At 63.3% G+C, this 24,702-nt stretch carries 20 protein-coding genes and 4 tRNA genes; 12 read left to right on the forward strand and 12 right to left on the reverse strand.

The genetic code is table 11. The features are described 5' to 3' along the window. The first annotated feature begins 1 nt into the window (after window position 1). From MOV80_RS09030 to MOV80_RS09050, 5 genes are read left to right on the forward strand one after another with little or no spacing between them, the layout of a single operon-like run. Window positions 2–1,087, forward strand: a complete 1,086-nt coding sequence (locus tag MOV80_RS09030; RefSeq protein ID WP_118268081.1) for a carbon-phosphorus lyase complex subunit PhnI — start codon at window positions 2–4, stop codon at window positions 1,085–1,087. Then, window positions 1,084–1,941, forward strand: coding sequence for an alpha-D-ribose 1-methylphosphonate 5-phosphate C-P-lyase PhnJ (locus tag MOV80_RS09035; protein WP_081555273.1), 858 nt, complete (start codon window positions 1,084–1,086; stop codon window positions 1,939–1,941). Before MOV80_RS09030 ends, MOV80_RS09035 begins: the two co-directional genes overlap by 4 nt. Beyond that, the gene (gene phnK / locus MOV80_RS09040; RefSeq protein ID WP_043590169.1) at window positions 1,938–2,711 is read left to right on the forward strand and encodes a phosphonate C-P lyase system protein PhnK; all 774 of its coding nucleotides are present in this window, start codon (window positions 1,938–1,940) and stop codon (window positions 2,709–2,711) included. Before MOV80_RS09035 ends, phnK begins: the two co-directional genes overlap by 4 nt. Window positions 2,712–2,715: 4 nt before the next feature. After that, window positions 2,716–3,423: a phosphonate C-P lyase system protein PhnL gene (gene phnL / locus MOV80_RS09045; protein WP_043633422.1), complete on the forward strand. Its 708-nt coding sequence runs from the start codon at window positions 2,716–2,718 to the stop codon at window positions 3,421–3,423. Continuing rightward, window positions 3,420–4,568 (forward strand): alpha-D-ribose 1-methylphosphonate 5-triphosphate diphosphatase, encoded by a 1,149-nt coding sequence (locus tag MOV80_RS09050; protein ID WP_081575198.1) that lies wholly within the window; start codon window positions 3,420–3,422, stop codon window positions 4,566–4,568. Before phnL ends, MOV80_RS09050 begins: the two co-directional genes overlap by 4 nt. 391 nt (window positions 4,569–4,959) lie before the next feature. Here MOV80_RS09050 and MOV80_RS09055 read toward each other — a convergent pair whose 3' ends face one another. Then, on the reverse strand, window positions 4,960–5,106 hold the full coding sequence (locus MOV80_RS09055) for a hypothetical protein (protein ID WP_157222177.1): 147 nt from the start codon (window positions 5,104–5,106) through the stop codon (window positions 4,960–4,962). A gap of 45 nt (window positions 5,107–5,151) precedes the next feature. After that, complete coding sequence (locus MOV80_RS09060) at window positions 5,152–5,424, reverse strand: hypothetical protein (RefSeq protein ID WP_107731937.1); 273 nt, start codon at window positions 5,422–5,424, stop codon at window positions 5,152–5,154. Window positions 5,425–5,699: 275 nt separating this feature from the next. Between MOV80_RS09060 and MOV80_RS09065 the strand changes: the two genes are divergently transcribed. The 3 genes from MOV80_RS09065 to MOV80_RS09075 all read left to right on the forward strand — a co-directional run bounded on the left by MOV80_RS09065 (window position 5,700) and on the right by MOV80_RS09075 (window position 7,792). Continuing rightward, a complete protein-coding gene (locus tag MOV80_RS09065) occupies window positions 5,700–5,987 on the forward strand; it encodes a hypothetical protein (RefSeq protein ID WP_141113286.1) in 288 nt (95 codons plus the stop codon). Window positions 5,988–6,638: 651 nt separating this feature from the next. Beyond that, a complete protein-coding gene (locus MOV80_RS09070) occupies window positions 6,639–7,349 on the forward strand; it encodes a winged helix-turn-helix domain-containing protein (RefSeq protein WP_107731936.1) in 711 nt (236 codons plus the stop codon). Beyond that, window positions 7,325–7,792: a hypothetical protein gene (locus tag MOV80_RS09075; RefSeq protein WP_019103496.1), complete on the forward strand. Its 468-nt coding sequence runs from the start codon at window positions 7,325–7,327 to the stop codon at window positions 7,790–7,792. Before MOV80_RS09070 ends, MOV80_RS09075 begins: the two co-directional genes overlap by 25 nt. Before the next feature lie 212 nt (window positions 7,793–8,004). Here MOV80_RS09075 and MOV80_RS09080 read toward each other — a convergent pair whose 3' ends face one another. The 5 genes from MOV80_RS09080 to MOV80_RS09100 all read right to left on the reverse strand — a co-directional run bounded on the left by MOV80_RS09080 (window position 8,005) and on the right by MOV80_RS09100 (window position 15,522). Then, window positions 8,005–9,633 (reverse strand): lactate permease LctP family transporter, encoded by a 1,629-nt coding sequence (locus MOV80_RS09080; RefSeq protein WP_107733068.1) that lies wholly within the window; start codon window positions 9,631–9,633, stop codon window positions 8,005–8,007. Window positions 9,634–9,795: 162 nt separating this feature from the next. Beyond that, complete coding sequence (locus MOV80_RS09085; protein ID WP_249605063.1) at window positions 9,796–12,624, reverse strand: FAD-binding and (Fe-S)-binding domain-containing protein; 2,829 nt, start codon at window positions 12,622–12,624, stop codon at window positions 9,796–9,798. Beyond that, on the reverse strand, window positions 12,621–14,084 hold the full coding sequence (locus MOV80_RS09090; RefSeq protein ID WP_249605064.1) for a LutB/LldF family L-lactate oxidation iron-sulfur protein: 1,464 nt from the start codon (window positions 14,082–14,084) through the stop codon (window positions 12,621–12,623). Before MOV80_RS09090 ends, MOV80_RS09085 begins: the two co-directional genes overlap by 4 nt. Further along, the gene (locus MOV80_RS09095; RefSeq protein ID WP_249605065.1) at window positions 14,081–14,785 is read right to left on the reverse strand and encodes a lactate utilization protein; all 705 of its coding nucleotides are present in this window, start codon (window positions 14,783–14,785) and stop codon (window positions 14,081–14,083) included. Before MOV80_RS09095 ends, MOV80_RS09090 begins: the two co-directional genes overlap by 4 nt. Beyond that, complete coding sequence (locus tag MOV80_RS09100) at window positions 14,782–15,522, reverse strand: (Fe-S)-binding protein (protein WP_019101514.1); 741 nt, start codon at window positions 15,520–15,522, stop codon at window positions 14,782–14,784. Before MOV80_RS09100 ends, MOV80_RS09095 begins: the two co-directional genes overlap by 4 nt. A 164-nt stretch (window positions 15,523–15,686) precedes the next feature. Here MOV80_RS09100 and MOV80_RS09105 point away from each other — a divergent pair, with 164 nt between their 5' ends. Beyond that, entirely contained in the window at window positions 15,687–16,451 is a 765-nt protein-coding gene (locus MOV80_RS09105) for an FCD domain-containing protein (RefSeq protein ID WP_249605066.1), read from the forward strand. A 237-nt stretch (window positions 16,452–16,688) separates the two neighbouring features. Here the strand turns inward: MOV80_RS09105 and MOV80_RS09110 are convergent, their stop codons facing one another. Next, entirely contained in the window at window positions 16,689–17,030 is a 342-nt protein-coding gene (locus MOV80_RS09110; protein ID WP_019101516.1) for an H-NS histone family protein, read from the reverse strand. Between the two features lie 466 nt (window positions 17,031–17,496). Between MOV80_RS09110 and MOV80_RS09115 the strand changes: the two genes are divergently transcribed. The 3 genes from MOV80_RS09115 (at window position 17,497) to MOV80_RS09125 (ending at window position 17,739) form a co-directional block, all read left to right on the forward strand. After that, window positions 17,497–17,572: transfer RNA gene (locus MOV80_RS09115), tRNA-Ala, on the forward strand. A gap of 7 nt (window positions 17,573–17,579) precedes the next feature. Continuing rightward, window positions 17,580–17,655: transfer RNA gene (locus MOV80_RS09120), tRNA-Glu, on the forward strand. 8 nt (window positions 17,656–17,663) lie between these two features. Further along, a tRNA-Ala gene (locus tag MOV80_RS09125) sits at window positions 17,664–17,739 on the forward strand. A gap of 54 nt (window positions 17,740–17,793) precedes the next feature. Here the strand turns inward: MOV80_RS09125 and MOV80_RS09130 are convergent. The 4 genes from MOV80_RS09130 to MOV80_RS09145 all read right to left on the reverse strand — a co-directional run bounded on the left by MOV80_RS09130 (window position 17,794) and on the right by MOV80_RS09145 (window position 24,199). Continuing rightward, window positions 17,794–19,401 (reverse strand): diguanylate cyclase, encoded by a 1,608-nt coding sequence (locus MOV80_RS09130; protein ID WP_107731934.1) that lies wholly within the window; start codon window positions 19,399–19,401, stop codon window positions 17,794–17,796. After that, window positions 19,398–20,840, reverse strand: coding sequence for a PAS domain S-box protein (locus MOV80_RS09135; RefSeq protein ID WP_118268084.1), 1,443 nt, complete (start codon window positions 20,838–20,840; stop codon window positions 19,398–19,400). The genes MOV80_RS09130 and MOV80_RS09135 overlap by 4 nt, the downstream gene beginning before the upstream one ends. A gap of 248 nt (window positions 20,841–21,088) precedes the next feature. Continuing rightward, window positions 21,089–21,164: transfer RNA gene (locus MOV80_RS09140), tRNA-Asn, on the reverse strand. Between the two features lie 95 nt (window positions 21,165–21,259). Further along, window positions 21,260–24,199 carry an Rne/Rng family ribonuclease gene (locus MOV80_RS09145; RefSeq protein ID WP_118268085.1) on the reverse strand — a complete coding sequence of 980 codons (2,940 nt, stop codon included), beginning with the start codon at window positions 24,197–24,199 and terminating at the stop codon, window positions 21,260–21,262. Window positions 24,200–24,702: the final 503 nt, after the last annotated feature.

The following is a 24,702-nucleotide window of genomic DNA, read 5'->3' on the forward strand; positions in this document are numbered from 1 at the left end:
TATGTACGTAGCCGTCAAAGGCGGAGAAACCGCCATCGCCCGCTCCTGGGACCTGCTGGCCGCCAAGCGCCGCGGCGACGCGGCGACGCCGGAGCTGAGCCTGGCCCAGATCCGCGGCCAATTGCGGCTGGCGCTGGCCAGAGTCATGCAGGAAGGCTCGCTGTACGACGAGGAGCTGGCGGCGCTGGCGCTGAAACAAGCGGCCGGCGACTGCGTGGAAGCCGTGTTCCTGCTGCGCGCCTTCCGCACCACCCTGCCGCGCTTCGCCGCCAGCCGGCCGCTGGACACCGCGGCGATGCGGGTGCGCCGCCGCGTGTCCGGCACCTTCAAAGACGTGCCCGGCGGCCAGGTGCTGGGCCCCACCGCCGATTACACTCAGCGGCTGCTGGACTTCGATCTGGCCCAGGCCAGCGAACCGCCCGCTCCTGCTCTGTCCGACTTGCCACTGCCGGAACGGCTGCCCTGCGTGCTGGACGCCCTGGCGCAAGAAGGCTTGATCGAGCCGGAAACGCCGCCGCCGGGCGACCCGGAGCCCGTCGACCTGACCCGAGAGCCGCTGCTGTTCCCCGCCTGCCGCGCCGCCCGGCTGCAAAACCTGGCGCGCGGCGACGAGGGCTGGCTGCTGGGCCTGGCTTACTCCACCCAGCGCGGCTACGCCGAAAGCCATCCCTTCGCCGGCGAAATCCGCATGGGCGAAGTCAGCGTCTTGGTCTGCCCGGAGGAACTGGGCTTCGACATCGACATCGGCGAAATCACCCTGACCGAATGCCAGATGATCAACCAGTTCGCCGGCAGCCGCAGCGCGCCGCCGCAATTCACCCGCGGCTACGGTCTGAGCTTCGGCGAAGCCGAGCGCAAGACAATGGCGATGGCGCTGGTGGACCGCAGCCTGCGCGCCGAGGAGCTGGGCGAACCCGCGCACGCGCCGGCTCAGCAGCCGGAATTCGCGCTGTGCCACAGCGACAACGTCGAAGCGTCCGGCTTCGTCCAGCACCTCAAGCTGCCTCATTACGTCGACTTCCAGGCCGAGCTTTCGCTGATCCGCCAACTTCGCAGCGAACACGCCGCCAAGGAGCAACAAGCATGAACACCGCCGCGCCATGGGCGTACAACTTCGGCTTCCTCGATGAAAACACCAAGCGCATGCTGCGCCGGGCCCTGCTCAAAGCCGTGGCCGTGCCCGGCTGCCAAGTGCCCTTCGGCGGCCGCGAAATGCCGCTGCCCTACGGCTGGGGCACCGGCGGCATTCAAGTGACCGCCAGCGTGATCGGCCGCGACGACGTGCTCAAGGTCATAGACCAGGGCGCCGACGACACCACGAACGCGGTCAACATCCGCCGCTTCTTCGCCCGCGTCGCCGGCGTGGCCACCACCACCCGCACCGCCGAGGCCAGCCTGATCCAGACCCGTCACCGCATTCCGGAAACCCCGCTGCGCGCCGGCCAGATCATGGTGTTCCAAGTGCCGGAACCGGAACCGCTGCGCACGCTGGAGGCCAGCGAACAGGAAACCCGAAAGCTGCACGCCCATCAGGATTACGGCCTGATGCACGTCAAGCTGTACGAGGACATCGCCCGCTACGGCCACATCGCCGCCAGCTACGACTACCCGGTGCTGGTCAACGGCCGCTACCTGGCCTCGCCATCGCCGATCCCCAAGTTCGACAACCCCAAGCTGGACAAAAGCCCGGCCCTGATGCTGTTTGGCGCCGGCCGTGAAAAACGGCTGTACGCGATCCCGCCTCACACCCAAGTGGAAAGCCTGGCTTTCGACGATCACCCCTTCCAGACGCAAAGCTGGGAACAAGCCTGCGCGCTGTGCGGCGCACGCGACAGCTACCTGGACGAAATCATCACCGACGACGCCGGCGCGCGCCAATACGTCTGCTCCGACAGCGATCACTGCCGACAACGCCGCGACACACAGGACAATCCGCAATGACCCCGCCCCTCCTCAGCGTCCGCGGCCTCGGCAAGGACTACGGCAACGGCAACGGCTGCTTCGACGTGGACTTCGACCTCTACGCCGGCGAAGTGCTCTGCGTGGTCGGCGAATCCGGCTCCGGCAAATCCACGCTGCTGGCCGCGCTGGCCGGCAAGCTGGCCGCCGACGCCGGCAGCGCGCGCTTTCGCGAACGCGACGGCCGCGAACACGAACTCACCGCCGTCGCCGAATCCGAGCGCCGCCGGCTGGCGCGCAGCGAATGGGGCTTCGTGTCCCAGCACGCCCGCGACGGCCTGCGCATGAACGTCTCCGCCGGCGCCAATATCGGCGAACGGCTAATGGCCCTGGGCCAGCGCCACTACGGCCAACTGCGCCAAACCGCCGGCGACTGGCTGGAGCGGGTGGAAATCGGCCGCGCGCGCTTGGACGACCCGCCCAGCGCCTTCTCCGGCGGCATGCAGCAGCGGCTGCAGATCGCCCGCAGCCTGGCCACCCATCCGCGGCTGGTGTTCATGGACGAGCCTACCGGCGGCCTGGACGTCTCGGTGCAAGCCCGTTTCCTGGACCTGACCCGAAGACTGGTGCGCGACAGCGGCATCGCCGTCATCATGGTCACCCACGACCTGGCCGTGGCCCGGCTGCTGGCGCAGCGCACGCTGGTGATGCAAGGCGGCCGCGTAGTGGAAGCCGGCCTCACCGATCAAATTCTGGACGACCCGCAGCATCCGTACACCCAGCTGCTTGTATCCTCCATCCTGCAGGCCTGAAGCCATGAACGTATTGATAGACGCAAGGCAAATCAGCAAAACTTTCACCCTGCACCAGCAAGGCGGCCTGACGCTGCCGGTGCTCGACCAAGTCTCGCTGCAAGCGGCCGCCGGCGAATGCGTGGCGCTGGCCGGCCCTTCCGGCGCCGGCAAGAGCACGCTGCTCAAGGCGCTGTACGCCAATTATCTGGTTGAGCGCGGCAGCATCCGCATCCGCCATCGCGGAAACTGGCTGGACATGGCCGCCGCGCTGCCGCACGAGATCGCCGACGCCCGCCGCCACACCCTGGGCTACGTCAGCCAGTTCCTGCGCGCCATTCCGCGGGTGCCGGCGCTGGACATCGTCGCCGAACCGTTGTGCGAATGGGGCGTGGACGCCAACGAGGCGCGGCGCGAGGCAGGCGCTTTGCTGGCGCGCCTGAACATCCCGGAGCGGCTGTGGCGGCTGCCGCCGGCCACCTTCTCCGGCGGCGAACAACAGCGGGTCAATATCGCGCGCGGCATGATCGCGCCGCGGCCCATCCTGCTGCTGGACGAGCCCACCGCCTCGCTGGACGCGGCCAATCGCGCGGTGGTCGTCGACTTGATGCGCGAAGCGCTGGCGCGCGGCGCGGCGCTGGTGGGCATTTTCCACGACGAGGCCACCCGCGACGCCGTCGCCCACCGCGTGTTTGAAGTACCGCTGGCAAACAAACCGGAAGCCCTAGCATGAAACGGATCTTGAACAACGCCAGGCTGATCCTGGCCGACGACACTCTTGAGCGCGGCGCGCTGGAGATCGACAACGGCGTCATCGTCGCCATCCACTCGCGGCCGCTGAGCGCGCCGCCGCCGCATAGCGAGGACCTGAACGGCGACGACCTGCTGCCCGGCCTGGTGGAAGTGCATACCGACAATCTGGAGAAACACCTGATGCCGCGCAACGGCGTGCTGTGGCCCACGCTGCCGGCGGTGGTCGCCCACGACGCGCAATGCGTGGCCGCCGGCATCACCACGGTGCTGGACGCCCTGTCGGTGGGCGATCTGGAAGGCGACAGCGTGCGGCTGGACACCCTGCAAAGCGCCTTCGAGGCGATAGACGCCGGCATGCGCCAGCGCGTGTTCCGCGCCGAGCATCTGTTCCACTTGCGCTGCGAACTGGCCTATCCCCAATTGCTGGACGCTCTGTCGCCCTTGATCGGCCACCCGGCGGTGCGCCTAGTGTCCTTGATGGACCATACCCCAGGCCAGCGCCAATACCGCGACTTGGCACAATACAAGAAGTACTACGCCAAGAAAAACGTCAGCTGGAACGACGACACCTTCCTCGCCGCGGTGGAACAGCGCAAACTCAAGCAGCGGCAATACGCCGGCCGCCACCGCCAGGCGGTGGTGGAGCTGGCCCGCGCCCGCGGCGTCGCGCTGGCCAGCCACGACGACACCGAACTCAGTCATATCGACGAGGCGGTGCGCGACGGCGTGGCCATGTCAGAGTTTCCCACCACCTTGGCCGCCGCCCGTGCCGCGCGCGACCAAGGACTGATGACGGTGATGGGAGCACCCAACATCGTCCGCGGCGGCTCCCACTCCGGCAACGTCGCCGCGTTGGAGCTGGCCGGCCACGGCCTGCTGGACATCCTGTCCTCCGACTACGTGCCAGCCAGCCTACTGCACGCCGCCTATCTGCTGGGCCGCCAGCCGGGCTGGAATCTGCACCGCGCAATAGCCACCGTCACACGCAACCCGGCGCGAGCGGTGGGCCTGGCGGACCGCGGCGCCGTCGCCCTAGGCCAGCGCGCGGATCTGGTTCAGGCGCGCGAACGGGACGGCATCCCGCTGGTGCGCCAGGTATGGAGCGCCGGCCAACGCGTATTCTGAGAACCTGTTCAAAGTCTGCTGCGCTTCGGCGATACGGCGTTGAAAACACCCTCAAAATGCTCATGTACCCTCTGTACACTCCGCTTTTTCGGCCGTTTTCGCCTTGTCTCGCTCTTGCTCGCGAGACGTTGAACAGGCTCTGAGAATCTTCAAAGTCTGCCGTGCGTTGGAGATACGGCGTTGAACAGGCTCTGAGAACCGGCTTACGATCCGCTGCGCTAGGCGACGCCGGCTTGCACTGGCCGGATTCTCCTCACGCCAAAAGGGCCGCGTTATCACAACGCGGCCCTATTTCATTTCAATCCGAAAATGTCTACTTACTTACACCCGCTCCGGCAAGGCGAGAAGAAACCCGCGCCTGACTTTGCTGCCACAAACCAGGCGCAGGCGCTCACTCGCGCCGCAACGGCGCATTCAACGCTTTCTCCTTGCCAATATGCAAGAGCAGCATCAACACGCCAATGCCCAGCGCTTTCATTCCGCACCAGAACAAAGCAATGCTAAATACCCGACAACATACAAAGCCGATCAGCGACACTATTCATTTCCCAATCCAAAAATACACGCCACTACTGACCAAAAATCAAACTGAAAAGGATTCTGATTTTACCGCCCAATAAATATCCAAACGCTCTTTGCGCGTCAGATACACTTTACCGCCCACACCGCCGCCTTTTAATGCGACACTGCATATTCTCAAGGCGCGATATAAACCTGGCACCACCGCACCCATGGCGCTGGTTTTTCTGATCAGGTTTTCTATATACACCGTCAAGCTCTCCAGATCTTGCCGCCAAATCATCTGCCGCTCCCGGGCCAAGCCCTCCAATACCTTTTCATTTCTCGCTATTAACATGGCCACTTGCCTCCCAAAAACATGAGCAGTCAGCTTAACCTCATTGATACTAAATGTCTTTATCTTAACCAGTACAATTTATTATCAGCCATTAGAAATGATTATCGTTATAGCCATCCTGAAAGAACCGGAAATGTCCAACACAGCCCCAAAGAGAGGCCCGGAACTGCCTCATCAATCATTATCATTCCTTACCACCCCTGGCAAAAAGCTTAATTCTCAAGCCTTGCGCCCCCATCCATCCAAACTGCATGCTATGATCTGCACTCTGTTCCGTGGGCGCGAAATCCGATTTCGTCAGCCTAAATGTATTGAATAACGACACAACATCATTCAGCATGCAATATAAAAACAAAGACCACGCCAACGCCGGCGCTCCGCTAATGGAGCAACTCGCCAACAGTGCGAAACTCTCCGCTCTGATCCTATGCCTGGACCAGGCCCAATTGCTGAGCGAGCAACTGTTAAACGAACTTAACAGCAGAGATAAAAGAATTAACGCGATAGAGCAAGAGCTGCTTCTGGCGCAACAAGAAATCAAACAGCTTAAATCCACTCATTGAAAAAAAGGCGGGACCGGCTTAAAAAAGCCGGCTCCGCCATTTCACTGCCCCATCTATTCCATCCAATCCTAGTTAGATAGCGCCCGCCTATCTTCATTGACGGTTTTCCGCCCCTGATTTTCAAACGCCGCACTCGCCGGATTGGCCAATACGGACCTTTTCCGCCCCGCTACCGCGCCGGAGCGCTGTAATCGGGACGCTACAATTCCGTAGTCATCGCCCCCTACTCAGGCCTTTTGCCAAATTCATGGTTTTCGTTGCGGACAGGCCACGTCGAATACGCATCATTCCCCAGCGCCGCCATCCCGGCGGCAATGCCCAACAGGCCTGAGTTCCAGCAGATTTCGCCGCGCGCCCGCGCCCACGACCCGCGCTGCGGCGACAGCCATCCTCTTGAAAAGAAGCGGATTTTGTTGGAAAATATTTCACGTCAAACCAAGAGCGCCCCCGGCGCTCTTGTCATTTCCGCTTACCTTTCGGCTCCCCCGCAGCACCACTTGGCAAGGCCAGCTTGGCAGTTGGGTATTGCTATCTATAATCGATTTAGAGCAAATTACCTATGGGGTAATTTAAAATATCGCCGACCCCGCTATTGGCCGTAATATCAAATTTTCCAATACCGGCCTTCGCGTGGACAGAAAGATTATAAAAATGAGATTCCATATTGAAGACAAAGTCGTCTTCGACCCTGATGAAGGCAGCCTGCTGCCCTGGGATCAAGACAAGATCATCTTGAAGTACAACGAAGCGTTGCTGCTCAAGCTCTTGCTCTCCGGGCTGTTCGAAAAAAACGAGCTAATTGAAAACGTATGGGGGAAAACCATCGTCACAGACTCCAGCTATCACAAGCTGGTGTTCGATCTGCGCGCGCAGCTTGAGAAAAGCGGCCTAGACCCCAAGATCATCAAGACCATTCCAAGACGCGGCTGCCAATTCGTCGGCGCCTTCGTCTTACTGGAACCGGAGGCGGAGGCGGAGGCGGACGCCGACGGCCCGTCGCCGGCGACGGAAGCCGGCCCGCTGGAGACCAGCCCCGCGCCCGCGCCACACCGTCGCAAAACCCGCTGGCGTTTGCCGGCCCGCATTGATCGCCGCCAGGCACTGGCCGCGCTGGCTATCATCGCCCTAGGCCTGCTGCTGGGCTGGCATGCCTCTTGGTGGATTCCGCAAATGAATATTCATAAAATGCGCGACGGCGCGCGCAGCCTGTTCGTGGTGGGCAATGTCTACCGCGACGCGCCCAAGCTGCCGGAAAGCGGCGGCGACGCCTTCTACATCAAAAGCGGCAAGTGCACGGCGAGCTATCTGTGCGACAAGAAATACGGGAGCGATCTCAATTGCAAAAACAAAATCGTTTTCTGATCGCTCTCGGACTGTTTCTGGTCGCGCTCTACCTGGGCTATGCCAGCCGCAACTACATCATGGACAGCCGCACCATCTGCACCGCTCGCATCTCCGAGCTGCGCTTCCCGCGCCACAGCGGCGAAGTCGCCACCACCAGCGGATTCATCGACCTGGACATGAAGAACGAGACCATCCACTTCTTCCTGCATTCGCCCACCGGCGATTACATCAACCGTCTGCTGCAGTTCAAAACCAGCTACGGGTGGAACGGAGAAGCCAACGCGGTCACCATCGTTAAAAAGACCAAATCGCCGTCCGAATACGGTAGCCTGGCCAGCGAATACCACATCTTCGACATCGGCACCCGTCACCTGATCAATATGGTGCCGGTCACCAACCATGTCACCCAAGTCAATTTCGACTCGATCAGCTTTTTCTGCGAAAACCAGGAAATTCTCTAAAGAGCCTGTTTACGATCTCGCGAGCACGAGCAAGACAAGGCGAAAACCGCTGAGAAAGCGGAATGGTCATGTGGTACATGAGCATTTCGAAGCGGTACTCACCGTGCCGCGTCTCACGAAGCGCAGCGGATCGTAAACAGGTTCTCACGACAAACCAGGCCTCAACCCGGCGGGGTCGGCACCACCGGCCCGCCGGGTCTTGAGACTGTCTGTCAGAAGTAGGCCATCGCGTAAGTCATCGCCCCCACCAGGCTGCAAAAGATCAGGCTGTGCTTGAGGGTAAAGCGGAACAGGTCCGCCTCCTTGCCCACCAAGCCCACCGCCGCGCAGGCCACGGCGATGGATTGCGGCGAAATCATCTTGCCGGTGACGCCGCCAGTGGTGTTGGCCGCCACCAGCAGGATGTCGGACACGCCCAATTGATGCGCGGTGGACGCCTGCAAGGCCGAGAACAAGGCATTGGACGAGGTGTCGGAGCCGGTCAGGAACACCCCCAGCCATCCAAGGAAAGGCGAGAAGAAAGGAAAGGCCTTTCCGGTATTGGCCAGGCACAGCGCCAGCGTGCTGGACATGCCGGAATAATTGGCGACGAAAGCGAAGGCCAGCACCATGCCGATGGACAAGATGGGCCGCCTCAGTTCGGCCAGGGTTTCACCGAAGGCGGCGACAGCCTGCGCCGGCCGGAAACGCAGCAGCACAATGGACAGCAATGCCGCGACGAAGATAGCGGTGCCCACCGCCGACAGCAGGTCCAGCTTGTACAGCGCCTCGTAAGGCTTGTCCACGGCCACGATCGGCGCGGTCTTGATCACCAGATTGTCCAGATGCGGCACGTGGAACTTCAACACCCAATGCTCCAGCGCGCCCCCCTTGGCGAACAGCGCCTTGAACGGCTTCAGGCTCCACAAGGTCACTAACGCGGTCAGGATCAGGAACGGCCCCCAAGCGCGGGCGATCCGTCCCAGACTAAAGCCGGAAGCCTGGCGCGGGCTGGGCGCGCGGCGGCCGGCGAAGGTGAAGATCTCGCGCGGCTGCCATACTTTCAGGAATAGCGTCAGGCACACCAGGCTCACCAGCGCCGAAGTGATGTCCGGCAGTTCCGGCCCAATGTAATTGGAGGTGAAATACTGGGTGACGGCGAAAGAGCCCCCCGCCACCAGCACCGCCGGCCAGGTTTGGCGCACGCCCTTGAGGCCGTCCATCATCATCACCAGCCAGAACGGCACCAGCACCGACAAGAAGGGCAACTGATGACCGGCCTTGGCGCCGATGGCGAAAGGGTCCAGCCCGGTCACCTGGCCGGCCACGATAATGGGGATGCCCATCGCACCGAAAGCCACCGGCGCGGTATTAGCGATCAGACACAGGCCGGCCGCGTACAAGGGATTAAAGCCCAGTCCCACCAGCAACGCGGCGGTAATGGCCACCGGCGCGCCAAAGCCGGCGGCGCCCTCCAGAAAAGCGCCGAAGGAAAAGCCCACCAGCAGCATCTGCAGACGCTGATCCTCGGTCACGGACAACACCGAAGCGCGGATGATGTCGAACTGCCCGGTCTTGACGGTGATCTTGTACAGAAACACCGCGGCGATAATGATCCAGGCGATGGGCCACAGACCGTAGGCGAAGCCGAAACCCGCGGCCGCCAGCGCCATGTCCGCCGGCATGCCGTAGAACAGCGTGGCCACCAGCAGCGCCAGCAACACGGTCAGGCTGCCGGCGACGTGCCCCTTGAGCCGGAACACCGCCAGCGCCAGGAAAAAGAAAATAATCGGCAGTGCCGCCATCAGCGCCGACAGCGCCATGCCTCCGGACGGAAAGTAGTTTTGGGTCCAAACCATGATGTCTCCTCTGTAGTCTCTCCTTCTCCTTGCGCGCACGGGACGCCGCGCGGCGGCGGGCTAGCCGCGGCCGTGTGGACGGAATGCGCTCAGGGAAGGATGTTTACGGGCGTTTCAACTCGGAGCCGGCCGTCCTCCCGGACGGCGGCGCCAACGATGCGGCCTTCATAGCGGGCCGCTTTTTGGGGTGGTGCAAAAATCCAGCAGCGCCTCGATGCTGCGGTACTCGAAGCCGGCGTGTTCGCTCAGGCCGATCTGACAGGTGCGGCTCATCGACACGCCGTGGCGGCAGCCGGGGGGCAAGGCCGGCGGCAAGCGCCGCAAGCTGTGCGCGTTCAGTTCCGGCACGGTGAAGCCCTTATCTCCGGCAAAGCCGCAACAGGCGATGTCCGGCACCGTCAGCCGCTCGGCGCAGAGGCCGGCCAGCCGCGTGAGCGCCTCCGCCGCGCCCATCTCGGCGGCGCTGCAAGGAATGTGCAGCGCCAACTGCTCCAGCTTGCGCGTCACCGCCAGCCGCGGCGCGACGAAAGCCTCCAGAAATCGGGCCGCGTCGAACAGCCGAAGCCTGGCGTCCAGCCGGCCTTGACGTTGGGCGGACAGGATGCGCGCCGCGCACGGCCCGTTGTCCAGATACACCGGATGCCGGCCGTCTTCGCTGGCCGTCAGCAGCGCCCGGTTCAAGGCGTTCTGGCTGATGTCCAGCGCCTCGGCGGCATTGGACGAGACGAAAGGCTGGCCGCAGCACAGGCCGTCGTGGCCGGGCGGATAGCGGGGGTTGAAGCCGGCGCGGCGCAACAGCGCCAAGGTGGGCGCGGCCGCGTTGCCGCCGGCGGCGTCGACGGCCAGCGCTCGGTTGACGCAGCTGAGAAAGAGCACCACCGGCTCGCCGTCGCCGCCAATAGCGGCGGGCAGACGGCCGGCCGGCCGCGGCAGATGCGCCGGAATCAGGGGAATCACCTTATGGCGGCGGCGCAGCCGCAGGCTGATGCGATGCAGCCGCTCCGGACCGAATAGATGCGCCAGCGCCAGGCCGGCGCGAACGGCGGCGGCGGCGGCGCCGATGTGGCGGGCTGCAAAGCGGGCGGCGCGGGGCCGCGGCGACGGGCCTTGCAGCCGTTTCATCAGTTCGCCGGTATTGATGCCCACCGGGCAGCGCGTGGCGCACATGCCGGTGGCGGCGCAGGTATCGATGGCGCGGTAGCGGAAATCGGCGCGCAGCGCGGCCAACTCTTCCCCCGCGTCGCCGTCGCGGTTCAACTGCTGGATGCGACGCCAGGCGACGATGCGCTGGCGCGGGCTCAGCGTCAGCCCATGCGACGGGCAGGCCGCCTCGCAAAAGCCGCACTCGATGCAGCGGTCGACGACAGGATCGGCCGCCGGCAGGGGTTTGAGGTTTTCCAGGTGCAGCCGGTCGTTGTCGGTGATGATCACGCCGGGATTGAGCAGACCGTCCGGATCGAACAAGGCCTTGATGCGGCGCATGATGTTCCAGGCGGCGTCGCCCCATTCCTGACGCACAAAGGGCGCGACATTGCGGCCGGTGCCGTGCTCGGCTTTCAACGAGCCGTCGTATTCGCCGGCCACCAGCGCGCTCACGTCCTGCATGAAGGCGTCGTAGCGCGCCACCTCGCGCTCATTGTCGAAGCTGGGCGCGAACACGAAATGCAGATTGCCGTCCAGCGCGTGGCCGAACAACAGCGCCTCGTGATAGCCGTGGCGGTCGAACAAGGCGGTCAGCCTGGCCACGCCGTCGGCCAGCAGCGGAATCGGAAAAGCCACATCCTCGATCACCACGGTGCTGCCCAGCGGACGCACCGCGCCCACCGCCGGGAACAAGCCCTTGCGCAAGGCCCAATAGCTGTCGCATACCGCGGCCTCGCGGCTGAAGCCGCTGGACAAGCGCGGCCCGAAACCAGCCAGCAAACCCTCTATCTCCGCGCAATGGCGCTCCAGTTCCGCCTCGGAACCGGCCCGCGCCTCAATCAACAGACAGGCCTCGTCCGGGCCAAACGGCCGCGCCAGAAAATCCGGCAGCCCCGGCTTGCCGTGCAAGGCGCGCAGGCTGCGGCTGTCTATCAGTTCCACCGCCGCCACGCCGTGGGCGTCCGCGGCCGCGCTCAGCGCCGACACCGCGCGACAACAGGGCTCCAGCGCGTCGAACAGCAGCAGCGCCGACGCCTTGTGCGGATGCTCGACCACGCTGTGGAAGGTGATTTCGCTGATAAAGCCCAGCGTGCCCTCGGAGCCGATCAACACATGGCTGAGCATGTCCACCGGATCGTCGAAATCCAGCAAGGCGTTGATGCCGTAGCCGGTGGTGTTCTTCAGCCGGTATTTGCGGCGCACGCGCTCGGCCAGCGCCTCATCGGCGCGCAGTTCGGCGGCCAGGCCGGACAAGCCGGCCAGCAGCGCGGCGTGGGACTGGCGAAAAGCCGCCACGCTGGCGGCGTCGCCGGTGTCCAGCACGGCGCCGTCCAACAACAACAAACGCATCGCCGCCAAGGTGTGATAACTGTTGTCGCGGGTGCCGCAACACATGCCGCTGGAGTTGTTGGCGGCAATACCGCCGATCTTGGCGCTGTTGATCGACGCCGGGTCCGGGCCGATCTTGCGGCCGTAAGTCGCCAGCAAGGCGTTGGCGTGGCTGCCTATCATCGCCGGCCCCAGCCGGACGCGCGCGCCGTCGTCCAATACCTGGCCGTGGTTGAAGCCGTCGCCCAGCAAGACCAGCACCGAATCGCTGACCGCCTGGCCGGACAAGCTGGTGCCGGCGGCGCGGAAAGTCAGCGCCACCCGGTGGCGGCGCGCCAGCGCGAGGATGGCCGCCACTTCCGACTCGCAGTCGACGCGGGCGACGATTTGCGGCCGCAGCCGGTAGAAGCTGGCGTCGGTGCCGTAGGCCAGCGTGGACAGCGGATCGGTGTGGATGCGCGCCGCCGGCATGCTTTGCAGCAGATCCCGATGGAAAGCCTGATGCGCCGGACTCATGCTCATGCCGGCTCCCCGTCGCCGCGACGCGCTTCGCGTTCGCACACCAGCTCGTGCAGAGTCTTGGGCGCGGGCGTCAGCGGCGCGTGGTTTTGGGTCCAGCCCAGTTGACCGCCAAGCGCGAGCTTGCGCAGCCGGGTGGCCCCCCAGCCAAACCAGCGGTATAGCCGCGGCGAGGCGTGGACCTGCCGCCAGCCCTTCCAGGCCAGCCGCTCCGCCGCGCTCGCCGCCGCGCCCTGGCCGCGTAAGGGATGGCTGACCGCCTCGTCGGCCGGACGCTGGCTTTCTTCGCGCAGCCGCATCAGCATCTCGGGAATGGGAATCTTCACCGGGCAGACTTCGCCGCAAGCGCCGCACAGGCTGGAAGCCGTGGGCAGGTCTCGGGTGTTTTCCAGGCCCAGCAGGTGCGGCGAAATGATCTCGCCTATCGGCCCCGGATAAGTGGTGCCGTAAGCGTGGCCGCCGATGCGGGCGTAAACCGGGCAATGGTTCATGCAAGCGCCGCAGCGTATGCATTGCAGAGTCTTGCGCAACTGCGCGTCGGCGTAGGCCTGGCTGCGGCCGTTGTCCAGCAGCACCAGATGCACCTCGCGCGGGCCGTCTTTTTCGCCGGCGCGGCGCGGCCCGCTGATCATATTGAAATAGGTGGTGATGGGCTGGCCGATGGCGGAACGGGTCAGCAGGCTGTACAAGGGCGGCACGTCGGCCAGCTTCTCCACTACTTTCTCAATGCCGGTGATGGCGATGTGCAAGTCCGGCACCGTGGTGCACATGCGGCCGTTGCCTTCGTTCTCCACCAGGCACAAGGTGCCGGTTTCCGCCACCGCGAAATTGACGCCGGACAGGCCCACGTCGGCGTCCAGATAATGCCGGCGCAGCGCGCCGCGGCCTATCTGGATCAACTCGTCCACGTCCTCGGTGTACGGCGTGTCCGGCAACTTGTCGTGGAATAAGCGCGCGATGTCGGCCTTGGTCTTGTGTATCGCCGGCATGATGATGTGGGTGGGCTTTTCCCCGGCCAGCTGCACGATGTACTCGCCCATATCGCTTTCCACCGCGGCGACGCCGCGCGCTTCCAGATAATGGTTGAGTTCAATCTCCTCGCTGACCATGGACTTGCCCTTGACCATCAAGCGGCCGGAACGCGCCTCTACCAAACCGTGGATGATGCGGTTGGCCTCGTCCGCGGTCTCGGCCCAGTGCACTTGCACGCCGTTGGCGCTCAGCCGCGCCTCCAGTTGCTCCAGCAAGTCCGGCAAGCGCGACAGGCAGCGCTGACGGATGGCCTCGCCCAAGGCGCGCAAGGCGTCCAGTTCCGCCGGATCGTCGAAGGCCGACAAGCGCTTGGCCATCAGAAAATCCATCGCCCCGCGCAGGCTGTGGCGCAGCTCGCCGTCGGCCAGCGCCGCGCGCGCCTGCTGCTTGAATTGGCGCGATGGATAGAGTTCGATCTTGTGCTCGCTCATGGCCGGGCCTCCTCCTGCTCCAGCTGCGCCGGATCGATGTGCTCGGGCAATTGCGCCAGCACCAGCAGTTCGCGCGGCCCATGCGCGCCGTAGGCCAGCGTCAGTTGGATGTCCGCGGTCTTGGACGGCCCGGAAATCAGCAAGGCGTTGGTGGGCATGCCGTCCTGCCAGTTTTCAACGCGCATCGCGCTGTAGAAGTCAGGGTAGAGCGTGGCGGTGTCGAACAAGACAATGTGCAGCGGCGGCACCAGGCTCATGGTCCGCGGCTCCTGCGCGTCCGGCCACAGCACCAGGGTGCCGGTGGCGGCGATGCCGCAACGCGCCGTGGTGAACGCGGCCTCGATCTCGAATAATTCGGCCTTCCAGCCATCCACCTCGCGGTCGAAGAAACGTAAAGCCGGCGGCGTCGGCAAGTGTTGCAGCGCCGCCTCGGCGCGGCGGCCGTGCGCGGTGTCGGACAGCAGCAAGGACGCCGGACGCCGCTGCGCGATCCATACCGCCAAGCGGGTGTGCCAATCGTCGGCGCGCACCCACAACACTTCGGTCTTCACCGCCCGCATCGCCCGCGCCCAGCCCCGCAAAGCGGCCAGGCTGTGCTGCGGCGGCGCAAAGCGCCGGAAATGCGCGTCCAGCTCCGGCCGCGGCAGTTCTTGGCGCGGCGCGGCGCGCAGCTTGGCCAGGATGGCGTCGCGGGCGCTCATGCCTTGCCTCCCACGCGCTCCAGCAGAAAACTGGCCAGGTGCCGGCCTTGAAACGCCCTGCCCTCCTTGGCCAGTTTGCCGTTGATATTGAGCAGGCAGCCGCCGTCCGCGGTGATGAACTCCACCGCGCCGCTGTCCTGCAAGGCGGCGGCCTTGTCCGCCACCATCGCCCCGGCGATATCCGGGTGCTTGATCGAAAACGTGCCGCCAAAACCACAGCACTCGGACTCATGGTCGTGCGTCACCCTCTCGACATTGGCCAGACGCTCCAGCAAGGCCCAACAGGACAGATGCACATTCATCTCGCGGCGGGCGGAACAGGAGGTGTGCACCGCCACCTTCACCTTCGGCCCCAGATCTTGCGGCCGCCAGTCCAGATGGTTGAGCAGAAAGTCGCTGAACTCCACCACCCGCGCGGCCACCGCGCAGGCCTGCGCCTCATCCGGCTGGCCGGCGAACAGCTTGGGCCAATGGTGCTTGATCATGCCGCCGCAGGAACCGGACGGCACCACGATGGGCCAGTCCTCGGCAAAGCAGTCCAGCTGCGCCCTCGCCACCGCCAACGCTTCCGCCGGGTGGCCGCTGGTATAAGCCGGCTGGCCGCAACAGCTCTGACGCTGGGGAAAGTGCACCCGCAAGCCCAGCCCTTCCAGCAGGACGATGGCGTCCACGCCGGCCTGCGGCAAAAACAGGTCGAGCAGACAGGTGCCAAACAGATAGACGTTGGCAGGCTTCATCCGATTTCCTTTGTAAATTGGTAAGACCAATTATATTTATTAAAATAACTCTAGAGTGATTGCTTGACTCCGTCAATATGACGATAGCGGATTCCCCATTCGGCTGTGGTAAGCTGCACTCACTCTGGTCTGACCACTTTCGCTGAACGAACAAGCCCGGCGCCATGGCCTATCCCAAGCTGAACATCCCCAAACTCTCCGACGTCATCGTCGAACAACTGGAAAAACGCATCCTGGACGGCGTGCTCAAGCCGGGGGACCGCCTGCCGCCGGAACGACAGCTGGCCGAGGAGTTCGGCGTGTCCCGTCCCTCGCTTCGCGAAGCGATACAGCAACTGGCGTCGCGCGGCCTGCTCAGCAGCCGTCAGGGCGGCGGCACCTGGGTGACGGACCGGCTGGAAACCGCGTTTTCCGACCCCTGGGAAAAGCTGCTGAACCAACATCAGGATTTGCACGGCGATTTGCTGGAATTCCGGCGAGTGCTGGAAGGCGCGGCGGCGCGCGGCGCGGCCAGCCGGGCCACGCCGGCGGACTTGCTGAGGCTGGAGCATTGCGTGAGCCAATTGCAGGACGCCTACGACGGAGGATATCTGGCGCAACAGGCCCAGGCCGACGTGCGCTTTCACCAAGCCGTGGCGGAAGCCTCGCACAATGTGCTGTTCGCGCATTTGAGCGGCAGCCTGCTTGCCATGCTGCACCGGCACGTCAAGGACAATATCGCTGATCTGTTCGCCGTGGGGGAGGTGGCGGACGCCTTGCGCGCGCAGCATCTGGCCATCTGGGAAGCCATCCGCGACAAGCAGCCGGACGCCGCGCAGCAAGCGGTGGAGCAACATCTGGACTTTGTCGCCACCACACTGCAAAGCAGGAGGCGGCAAGCGGAACGCGATGCGCGGGCGCGCATGCGATTGGAGCATCTGGAGCCTTAACGCCAGTTCAAAGCCTGCTACGCTTAGAGCCTATTCATGGTCTGCTGCGCGGCGGCGGGATGGATAGATAACGGACGTTGAAACCGGCTTCGAAATGCTCATGTACCGCTTGACCATACCGCGTTCTCAGCCGTTTTCGCCTGGTCTCTCCCTCGCTGGCGAAACAATGAACCGCGATGAGCCCGCCGGCGCGCGCCAGCAGGGGCGCGGCGCGACAACGGCGGGCTCTCTGCCTTACTATACCTGCAACTTCTTCTGACTCTTGATCACGAAGCGCTCCCGGTCCTCCCCCCTCGCTTCAGCCTCCACCAACCAAACCGGCGGCCGGCCTCGGCCCGACCAAGTCTGATGCGGCATTGCCGGGTTCTGGTACTTTGGCGTTACACCGTTCTTGGCGTAGAGCTTGGGCAGAATCAAGCCGTAAGCCATCGCCAGCCGCTCAATTTCTTCTATCCCTTTTTGTTGACGCAGCTGAATGCGGTCGGTAAGCGTATTCAACAGAAAAACCGCCGCGTCCTTCAGTGCCTGATCCGAGCAGGAATCCAGCAACTCCTCGTTGATCAATACTTTTTTATGCATACACGCCTCCTAAAGCTTTGCCGGATTTCCACTTCCGTTACCAACTCCGGCCAACCGTTGTCTCTCAATTCTCATGTCTATGCCATCCATCATTAGCCGTCGTTCTGACCCAGGCTTTAATGCCATCCGGCATTAACTCTTTATGCCAATACGGGAGGCAAATTGTTTTTCTTTGAATATTCTATCTCCATCACCCCAATGGCTTGGAATAGGAAAAAACTGATTTTTCCTAGGAAATCACGACTTTGCCGCTCCCGGAACGGTGTAGTCAGCGAGCAGGCCGCTTCCTCCAAAACCAATGGCATGAAAGCCCGGCCTCTTCCCCCCTTTGCCTTCTTTCACCACCCACCGCCGTCTGGGAAAATATTTTTAGAAAAGCCTTGCGCAGCCTGAAAAGCCTAGGTATAGTTCGCTTCCTGTCGAGACCGACCGGGCGGATAAGCCGGGAAGGGGCAAGACAATACGTGGGGGTATAGCTCAGCTGGGAGAGCGCTTGCATGGCATGCAAGAGGTCAGCGGTTCGATCCCGCTTATCTCCACCACAATTCAGTCCCCATCGTCTAGAGGCCTAGGACATCGCCCTTTCACGGCGGTAACCGGGGTTCGAATCCCCGTGGGGACGCCAGCAATACCGGGGGTATAGCTCAGCTGGGAGAGCGCTTGCATGGCATGCAAGAGGTCAGCGGTTCGATCCCGCTTATCTCCACCAAATATAAAAGCCGAAATCGAAAGATTTCGGCTTTTATTCTTTTCGGCTCAAATATTACTCAACCGCCATCCTGAATTCGTTTTTCCCCGCCCGCTTGGCCTCGTACATCGCCCGATCCGCCGCGTGCAGCAAACCACCCAGATCCCCGCCGTTTTCCGGAAAAAAAGCCACGCCAATGCTGGCGGACACCGAGCACTCTCCGCCATCCAAAGCCACCGGCTGCGCCAATACCGTCAACAATCGCCTCACCATGACGCCGCAAGCCCCCTCCCGATCCAGACCGGGCGCCACCACCAGAAACTCATCCCCACCCAACCTCACCACCAAATCCTCTCCGCGCACATGCTGCCTCAGACGCTCCGCCATCGCCACCAGCAACGCGTCGCCCGCCTCGTGCCCCCAGCCGTCGTTCACCGCCTTGAAACCATCCAGATCAATAAACAGCAGCGCAATGCATTCATTACGGCGCTTGGCTCTGATGATCTCCTTCTCCAGCTCCACCTGTAGAAAGTGGCGATTGCCCAGGCCGGTCAACTGATCGTGATAGGCCAGAAAGTGAATATGCGCCTCCGCCGCGCGGATCGCCGAAATATCGGAGATCGCCAGCACATAGTGGCTCACCCTTCCCTCAACGTCCCTCACCACCGACGCATGCTGCCAACAGGGAAAGACCTCATTCCGGCGACGGCACATCACCTCGCCCTGCCAAAAATACCTCTCGCCTTCCAAACGGCGGTAAAAAGCCTCTCCGTGCGGCTCCACATGCAGGCAGACGTCCGGATCCTCCCCCAAGGCCTCCTCCGCGCTCAAATCCGTCAAACGGTAAAAGGACTCGTTCGCAGACACAATGCGGCGCGCGTGGTCCAACACCAGAATGCCTTCCGCGCTGGCCTGGAACACCACACTGGCCTGCCTCAGCCTGACTTCGCTCAGATACGCCTCCGTCACGTCCCGCGCCACGCCCACCCAACGCGCCGACTCTCCCTCCGCGGCAAAGTTGCGCCCGCACAACTCAACCCACCTCACCGCGCCCTCCGCGTTGATTTTCACCGTTTTCTGCAAGGCCCGCCCCGACCCCAGATCCCGAGCCAGTTCGGCGGCCTCGGCCTCCGCCATGCCCAACAGGGCAGGCCGTCCGTTCTTCGCGACGGAGAATGGAAACGCGTCCAGAAACTCCTCCACCCACACCATCTCGCCGCGCCGACCACCCCATTCCCACACCCCCAAACGGGCCGCCTCCACCGCCATGCGCAAACGACGACGCTGCCGCTGCTCCTCCACCTCCGCCCTGCGCCGCGCCAATCCCATACGCACCGAGGCATTCAGTTCGCGCAACTGATAAGGCTTCAGCAAATAGCCGTACGGCGCGCTGACTTCCGCGTTGCGCAGCATATCGTCCTCGGCGTAAGCCGTCAGAAAGATGGATGGAATCTGAAAGCGCTCGCGTATCACGCGCGCCGCCTCGGTTCCCGGCACATCGCCGTCCAAGTGAATATCCATCAACACCAGATCCGGCTGATCCGCCTCCGCCCGTCGCACCGCGTCATCCGCATTGGCGCAAACCCCCAGCACCCGGTACCCCAAAGACTCCAGGCTGGTCTGCAAATCCAGCGCCACCACTCCCTCATCCTCAACAATCAACAAACCGTTGCCCATATTCATTCCGCGTTCTCCGGCTCGTCACTGAACACGATTTCCACACAAGCACCGCCCGCCTCGGGCCGCAACAGCCTGGCCACGCCTTTCAACTGCCCCACCAAAGTGGGAATCAGGCGAAAACCCAGCGAACTCACCTCCCCCAGCTTCACTGACTCGGGAATACCCACCCCGTCGTCCGACACCAGAATCCGGCAACGCCCGCCCTCCTCCCGCTCCAACGCCACCTCCACCGTGCCGCGCCGACCGGGAAAAGCATGCTTGAGAGCATTGGTCACCAGCTCGTTCACCAGCAAGCCACAGGGAATCGCCCGTTGCATGCCCAGGTACACCACAGCATCCATGCCGCGACAACGCAAGCGAACCCCGGCGTCCGACACGCTGCCGCTTAGCAACTGGGTCAACCTCTCCAGATAGACGCCCACGTGGATACGAGAAAAATCGCCGTGCTCATACAACAGCTGATGGATTAACGCCATTGCGCGCACATGATTCTGACACTCTGTCAGCACCGACACCGCCTCCGGCGGCGCCGAGCGCGTTTGCAGATTAAGCAGACTGGAAATGACTTGCAGATTGTTCTTAACCCGATGATGCACCTCGTTGAGCAGCGCCGTCTTTTCCTTCAACGCCCGCTCCAGACTGGCCTGCGCCGCCTTGCGCGCGCTAATGTCGGTAATGGTGGCCAATACCTGCAACTCTCCACCGTCGCGCACCGGGGTCAGACCGATTTCCGCCGGGAACTCGCCTCCATCGCGCCGCACCCCGAAAATCTCCTGCTGACGCGCCATCTCTCGCGCCTCCGGACGGCTCATGTAGCTCTCGATCAACCGTCCATGGCCATCGCGAAACCGCTCCGGCACCAGACTGGAAATCATGAGGCCCTCCATGCCAACCCCCAGATAATCGAACATCGCCTCCGCCCGATGATTGGCCATCAAGATCCGCCCGCTCTGATTTATCATCACCAGCCCGTCCAAGGCGGAGTCCACCACCATGCGCAAACGGGCCTCGCCCTCGCCGCGCAGACGTTCGGCGCGCCGCTCCGCCGCCACATCCCGAACCACGGCCACTACCCCCACCACCTCGCCCGCCGATGCGCGATACGGCAAATAGCTGATCTGCCACTCTCTCACCACACCCTCGTCGCCAAGCCCCACCTTGGAATTGACGCAGAAATCGAGCACCGGCTCTCCGCTCTCTATCACCCGCCTCATCAGCGATTCCAAATATTCGCCGATCCGTGGCAACATTTCCGCCACGCCTCGACCCAGATGAGCGGAGCGTGGCAAGCCGTTGGCTTCCGCCAAACGCTGATTAAGCATTCGATAACGCATCTGGCCGTCAATCAGAGCAAGCCCCACCGGGACCGCCTCCAGCACATCGGACAATAGCCGTTCAGCGTCATCCAGCACACCGTCTCCACCCACCAGAAATTCCGTCACCCAGCCTCCTCACGCCGCGCCGCCCAACCCCTCGCGCAACCCCAAATGGCCACGCCCAAGCGCGCCGGCAAGACAGACAACCTGCCATTAGCTTGTGTTATATGACGTATGAAATAGGAAGCAAACTGTTAAAATTGCTTAGCGCAATCAATCGGGACAGGCGCGCCGGGGCTGCGAGAAACAGGGAAAAGGTCGCGACGAACGCGCGGAAATGGAAAAAGGCCACGCATTGCGTGGCCTTTGAATTTTGGCTCCCCGAGCAGGGCTCGAACCTGCGACCTGCGGATTAACAGTCCGTCGCTCTACCAACTGAGCTATCAGGGAACATCTCTTGCGAGAGAGGAGTATATTAACCAAGCACCAAGGCAGCGTCAATACCCGGGGCGCAAAATGCCTGCGCCCCGGATCTCAAACCGCGCTCAAGGATTGCGGGTTTCCACCTGCACCAGCTCCGCCGGAGCGGCCTCTTGCTGAGCCTGGCGAGTCACGTCGCGACGACGCGGCCCAGCCGGCACCACCGGCTCTTGCACAGCGGGCGCCTCGACCACCGACTTGGTGGACACCATCACCAAGCCGCCCAGGCTTACCGGTTCAGACGCGGCCACGGCGCGGGTTTCAATCACCACCGGCGCCTCGACTTCCGGCTCAGCCTGCTCCGGCTCGCTTTGCGCGGCCAGGGCAACCGGTTCCGGCGCAAGCGCCGGCTCCGCCGCGGCAAACGCTTCGACAGCCTCCACCACAACAGCCACTTCAACCGGAGCCGTCTCAACAACCGGAGCAGCCTCAGCCGCCGCAGCCGCTTCAACTACCGGCAATTCCGGTTCAGCCGCCGCAGCGGACTCAAGCACGGGGGCCGCAGCCTCCGCTTCGAACGCTTCCCGCACCGGCGGCGCCGTTTCGACAACAACGGGCTCAACCACCGGCTCAAGCACAGGGGCTTCAGGCGCCGCGGCCGGAACCGTTTCCGCCACCGCGTCCACGGCGACTTCCGCCGCTACCGCGCCGACAACGACTGCGGCCACTGCCGCAGCCGGCGCAGCTTCCGCCGCCGGCAGAGCAGCGCCCTCTTCCTGCGGCGCAGCGGACGGATCGTCGCGACGACGATCACGACGGCTGCGACGGCGACGACGCTCATTGCGCTCCTGCTGCTCGGCGTCGCCCTCGGCGCGAACCTCGTCGGCCGCCGGCTTGTTCAGCTCCAAAGCCTGCTCATCCGCCTGCGGCGCCTGACGACGGCGCGGCTCCTGCTGCGGACGCTCCTGCTTTTCCAACTTCTCCGGACGCTCTTGCGGCGCTTCTTCGCGCGCCGGCTGCTGACGCTGCGCGTCCTTCAGTTCGCGGGGCTCGCGGCTTTCACGACCTTCGCGGCCGTTTTCGCGCTCGCGGCGGCGACTGTTGCGCGGCTGCTCGCCGCGCTCCTGCCGCTCTTCGCGTTGCGGCTGTTCCTTGCGTTCCGGACGCTCCTGACGCTCGCCGTCCTGACGCTCGCCGCGTTCGGCGCGCTCCGGACGACGCGGCTTGGCCTCGTCGGCGCCCTGACGGCGCTGCTCGTGCTCGCGGCGCGCCTGGCCACCCGGGCGACGCTCGGCGTTACGCTGACGGTTGCCGCGCTGATGCGGCTGCGCCGCCGGCTTTTTCTTCTCGGCCGGCTGAGCGACCGCTTCCGGCTCGGCGAACAGGCTCTTGACCCAAGCGCCCAACTTGCCGAACAGGCCAGGCTCCGGCTCAGCCGCCTTGGCCGCCACCGACGGCGCCGGCTGCTGCGGGGTAATGCCTTTGACCGCGGCTTCCTGGCGCTCCAGCTTCGGCTTTTCATGGCCGAAGTTGGTGATCACGTCTTCTTCCTGCACTTCCACCCGCTTGTAGCTCGGCGCTTCGCCGGCTTCGGCCAGATCGTCGTGGCGCACGCGCACGATCTTGTAATGCGGGGTTTCCAGATGAATGTTCGGGATCAGCACCACGTCCACGTCCAGACGCTCTTCGATCGAATGGATTTCGGAACGCTTTTCGTTGAGCAGGAAGGTGGCCACGTCCACCGGCACCTGCGCGTGAACCGCGCCGGTGTTTTCCTTCATCGCCTCTTCCTGGATGATGCGCAGGATGTGCAGAGCGGAGGACTCGGTGCCGCGGATGAAGCCGATGCCGTGACAGCGCGGGCAGGTCTCGTGGCTGGTCTCGCCCAGGCTGGGCTGCAGGCGCTGACGCGAGAGCTCCAGCAGGCCAAAACGGGACAGCTTGCCCATCTGCACGCGAGCGCGGTCGTGCTTCAACACGTCGCGCAAACGGTTTTCCACGTCGCGCTGGTTCTTGGCGCTTTCCATATCGATGAAGTCGATCACCACCAGGCCACCCAGGTCGCGCAAGCGCAGTTGGCGGGCGATTTCCTCGGCCGCTTCCAGGTTGGTCTTGACCGCGGTGTCTTCGATGTCGGCGCCCTTGGTGGCGCGCGCGGAGTTGACGTCGATGGACACCAGCGCTTCGGTGTGATCGATCACGATGGCGCCGCCAGACGGCAGCTGCACGCTGCGCGAAAAGGCGGTTTCGATCTGGTGCTCGATCTGGAAACGGGAGAACAGCGGCACATGATCCTTGTACAGCTTCACACGCGACAGCATGTTGGGCATCACATGGCTCATGAACTGACGGGCCTGATCGTAGATTTCCTCGGTGTCGATCAGCACTTCGCCGATGTCCGGATGGAAATAGTCGCGGATCGCGCGGATCACCAGGCTGCCTTCCTGCAAAATCAGGAACGGCGCGTTCTGAGCGCCGGCCGCGCCTTCAATCGCGCGCCACAGCTGCATCAGGTAACCCAGATCCCACTGCAGTTCTTCCAGATTGCGGCCAATGCCGGCGGTGCGGGCGATCAGGCTCATGCCGTGCGGCACTTCCAGCTGCGACAGCAGATCCTTCAGCTCTTGACGCTCCTCGCCCTCAATGCGACGCGATACGCCGCCGCCGCGCGGGTTGTTGGGCATCAGCACCAGGTAACGGCCGGCCAGGCTGATATAGGTGGTCAGCGCCGCACCCTTGTTGCCGCGTTCGTCCTTCTCCACCTGCACGATGACTTCCATGCCTTCGCGCAGCACGTCCTGAATGCGCGGACGGCCGCCATCATAGCCCTGGAAATAGGAACGGGACACCTCTTTAAACGGCAGGAAGCCGTGGCGTTCGGTGCCGTAATCGACAAAACAAGCCTCAAGGGAGGGCTCGATACGGGTAATCACACCCTTATAGATATTCCCCTTGCGCTGCTCTTTGCCTACAGTCTCGATATCGAGGTCGACGAGCTTCTGCCCGTCGACAATGGCAACGCGCAGCTCTTCAGCCTGCGTTGCGTTGAACAACATGCGTTTCATTTACATTCCTTGCGCGGCACTCACGCAAGGGATGCAGCCAGTATTTGACGGCCCAGTGACTATTGATGGGCGCTTTCCGAAAGAAGTGTCGATGTAAAGATCGAAAAAAACAGTTTTGACAAGCCTACTTCCTGAAAATCGATCACACGCAGACCTGACTCATGTGCGCAATTGGCGCTCCGGGATCGCCGGCCTGCCTCAAAGGGCAGGACATACAGTACAGGGGGGCTAGCATGCCGGGTCAAACTTCGCTGCAAAATTTCCTGACTGGCTTAGCATCAGGAAATGGAATACTCGTGAGTGCGTTATGCGTACAAATGCATTACCATCGCTGCTTTTCGGTGAGCGAGTTAACCTTGGCTGCAAACGTCGCGAGCGGCATCAGGTCAGGGTCTGTAAATCCCTGCCGGCCGTCTCTAACCTCTTGCAGCAGCGCCACGCAACATGCCGTGACCTTGGCTTGACATTTCGCCGTCATCTTGGTGCAACACACCTTGGGACAG

It is taken from the genome of Chromobacterium sp. IRSSSOUMB001 (assembly GCF_023507765.1).
GTDB classification, from domain to species: domain Bacteria; phylum Pseudomonadota; class Gammaproteobacteria; order Burkholderiales; family Chromobacteriaceae; genus Chromobacterium; species Chromobacterium haemolyticum.

Coding starts and splice junctions, on each gene's coding strand:
- MOV80_RS09030 (WP_118268081.1), top strand. CDS start 2: ATGTACGTAGCCGTCAAAGGCGGAGAAACCGCCATCGCCCGCTCCTGG.
- MOV80_RS09035 (WP_081555273.1), top strand. CDS start 1,084: ATGAACACCGCCGCGCCATGGGCGTACAACTTCGGCTTCCTCGATGAA.
- phnK (WP_043590169.1), top strand. CDS start 1,938: ATGACCCCGCCCCTCCTCAGCGTCCGCGGCCTCGGCAAGGACTACGGC.
- phnL (WP_043633422.1), top strand. CDS start 2,716: ATGAACGTATTGATAGACGCAAGGCAAATCAGCAAAACTTTCACCCTG.
- MOV80_RS09050 (WP_081575198.1), top strand. CDS start 3,420: ATGAAACGGATCTTGAACAACGCCAGGCTGATCCTGGCCGACGACACT.
- MOV80_RS09060 (WP_107731937.1), bottom strand. CDS start 5,424: ATGTTAATAGCGAGAAATGAAAAGGTATTGGAGGGCTTGGCCCGGGAG.
- MOV80_RS09070 (WP_107731936.1), top strand. CDS start 6,639: ATGAGATTCCATATTGAAGACAAAGTCGTCTTCGACCCTGATGAAGGC.
- MOV80_RS09085 (WP_249605063.1), bottom strand. CDS start 12,624: ATGAGCATGAGTCCGGCGCATCAGGCTTTCCATCGGGATCTGCTGCAA.
- MOV80_RS09090 (WP_249605064.1), bottom strand. CDS start 14,084: ATGAGCGAGCACAAGATCGAACTCTATCCATCGCGCCAATTCAAGCAG.
- MOV80_RS09095 (WP_249605065.1), bottom strand. CDS start 14,785: ATGAGCGCCCGCGACGCCATCCTGGCCAAGCTGCGCGCCGCGCCGCGC.
- MOV80_RS09100 (WP_019101514.1), bottom strand. CDS start 15,522: ATGAAGCCTGCCAACGTCTATCTGTTTGGCACCTGTCTGCTCGACCTG.
- MOV80_RS09105 (WP_249605066.1), top strand. CDS start 15,687: ATGGCCTATCCCAAGCTGAACATCCCCAAACTCTCCGACGTCATCGTC.
- MOV80_RS09110 (WP_019101516.1), bottom strand. CDS start 17,030: ATGCATAAAAAAGTATTGATCAACGAGGAGTTGCTGGATTCCTGCTCG.
- MOV80_RS09130 (WP_107731934.1), bottom strand. CDS start 19,401: ATGAATATGGGCAACGGTTTGTTGATTGTTGAGGATGAGGGAGTGGTG.
- MOV80_RS09145 (WP_118268085.1), bottom strand. CDS start 24,199: ATGAAACGCATGTTGTTCAACGCAACGCAGGCTGAAGAGCTGCGCGTT.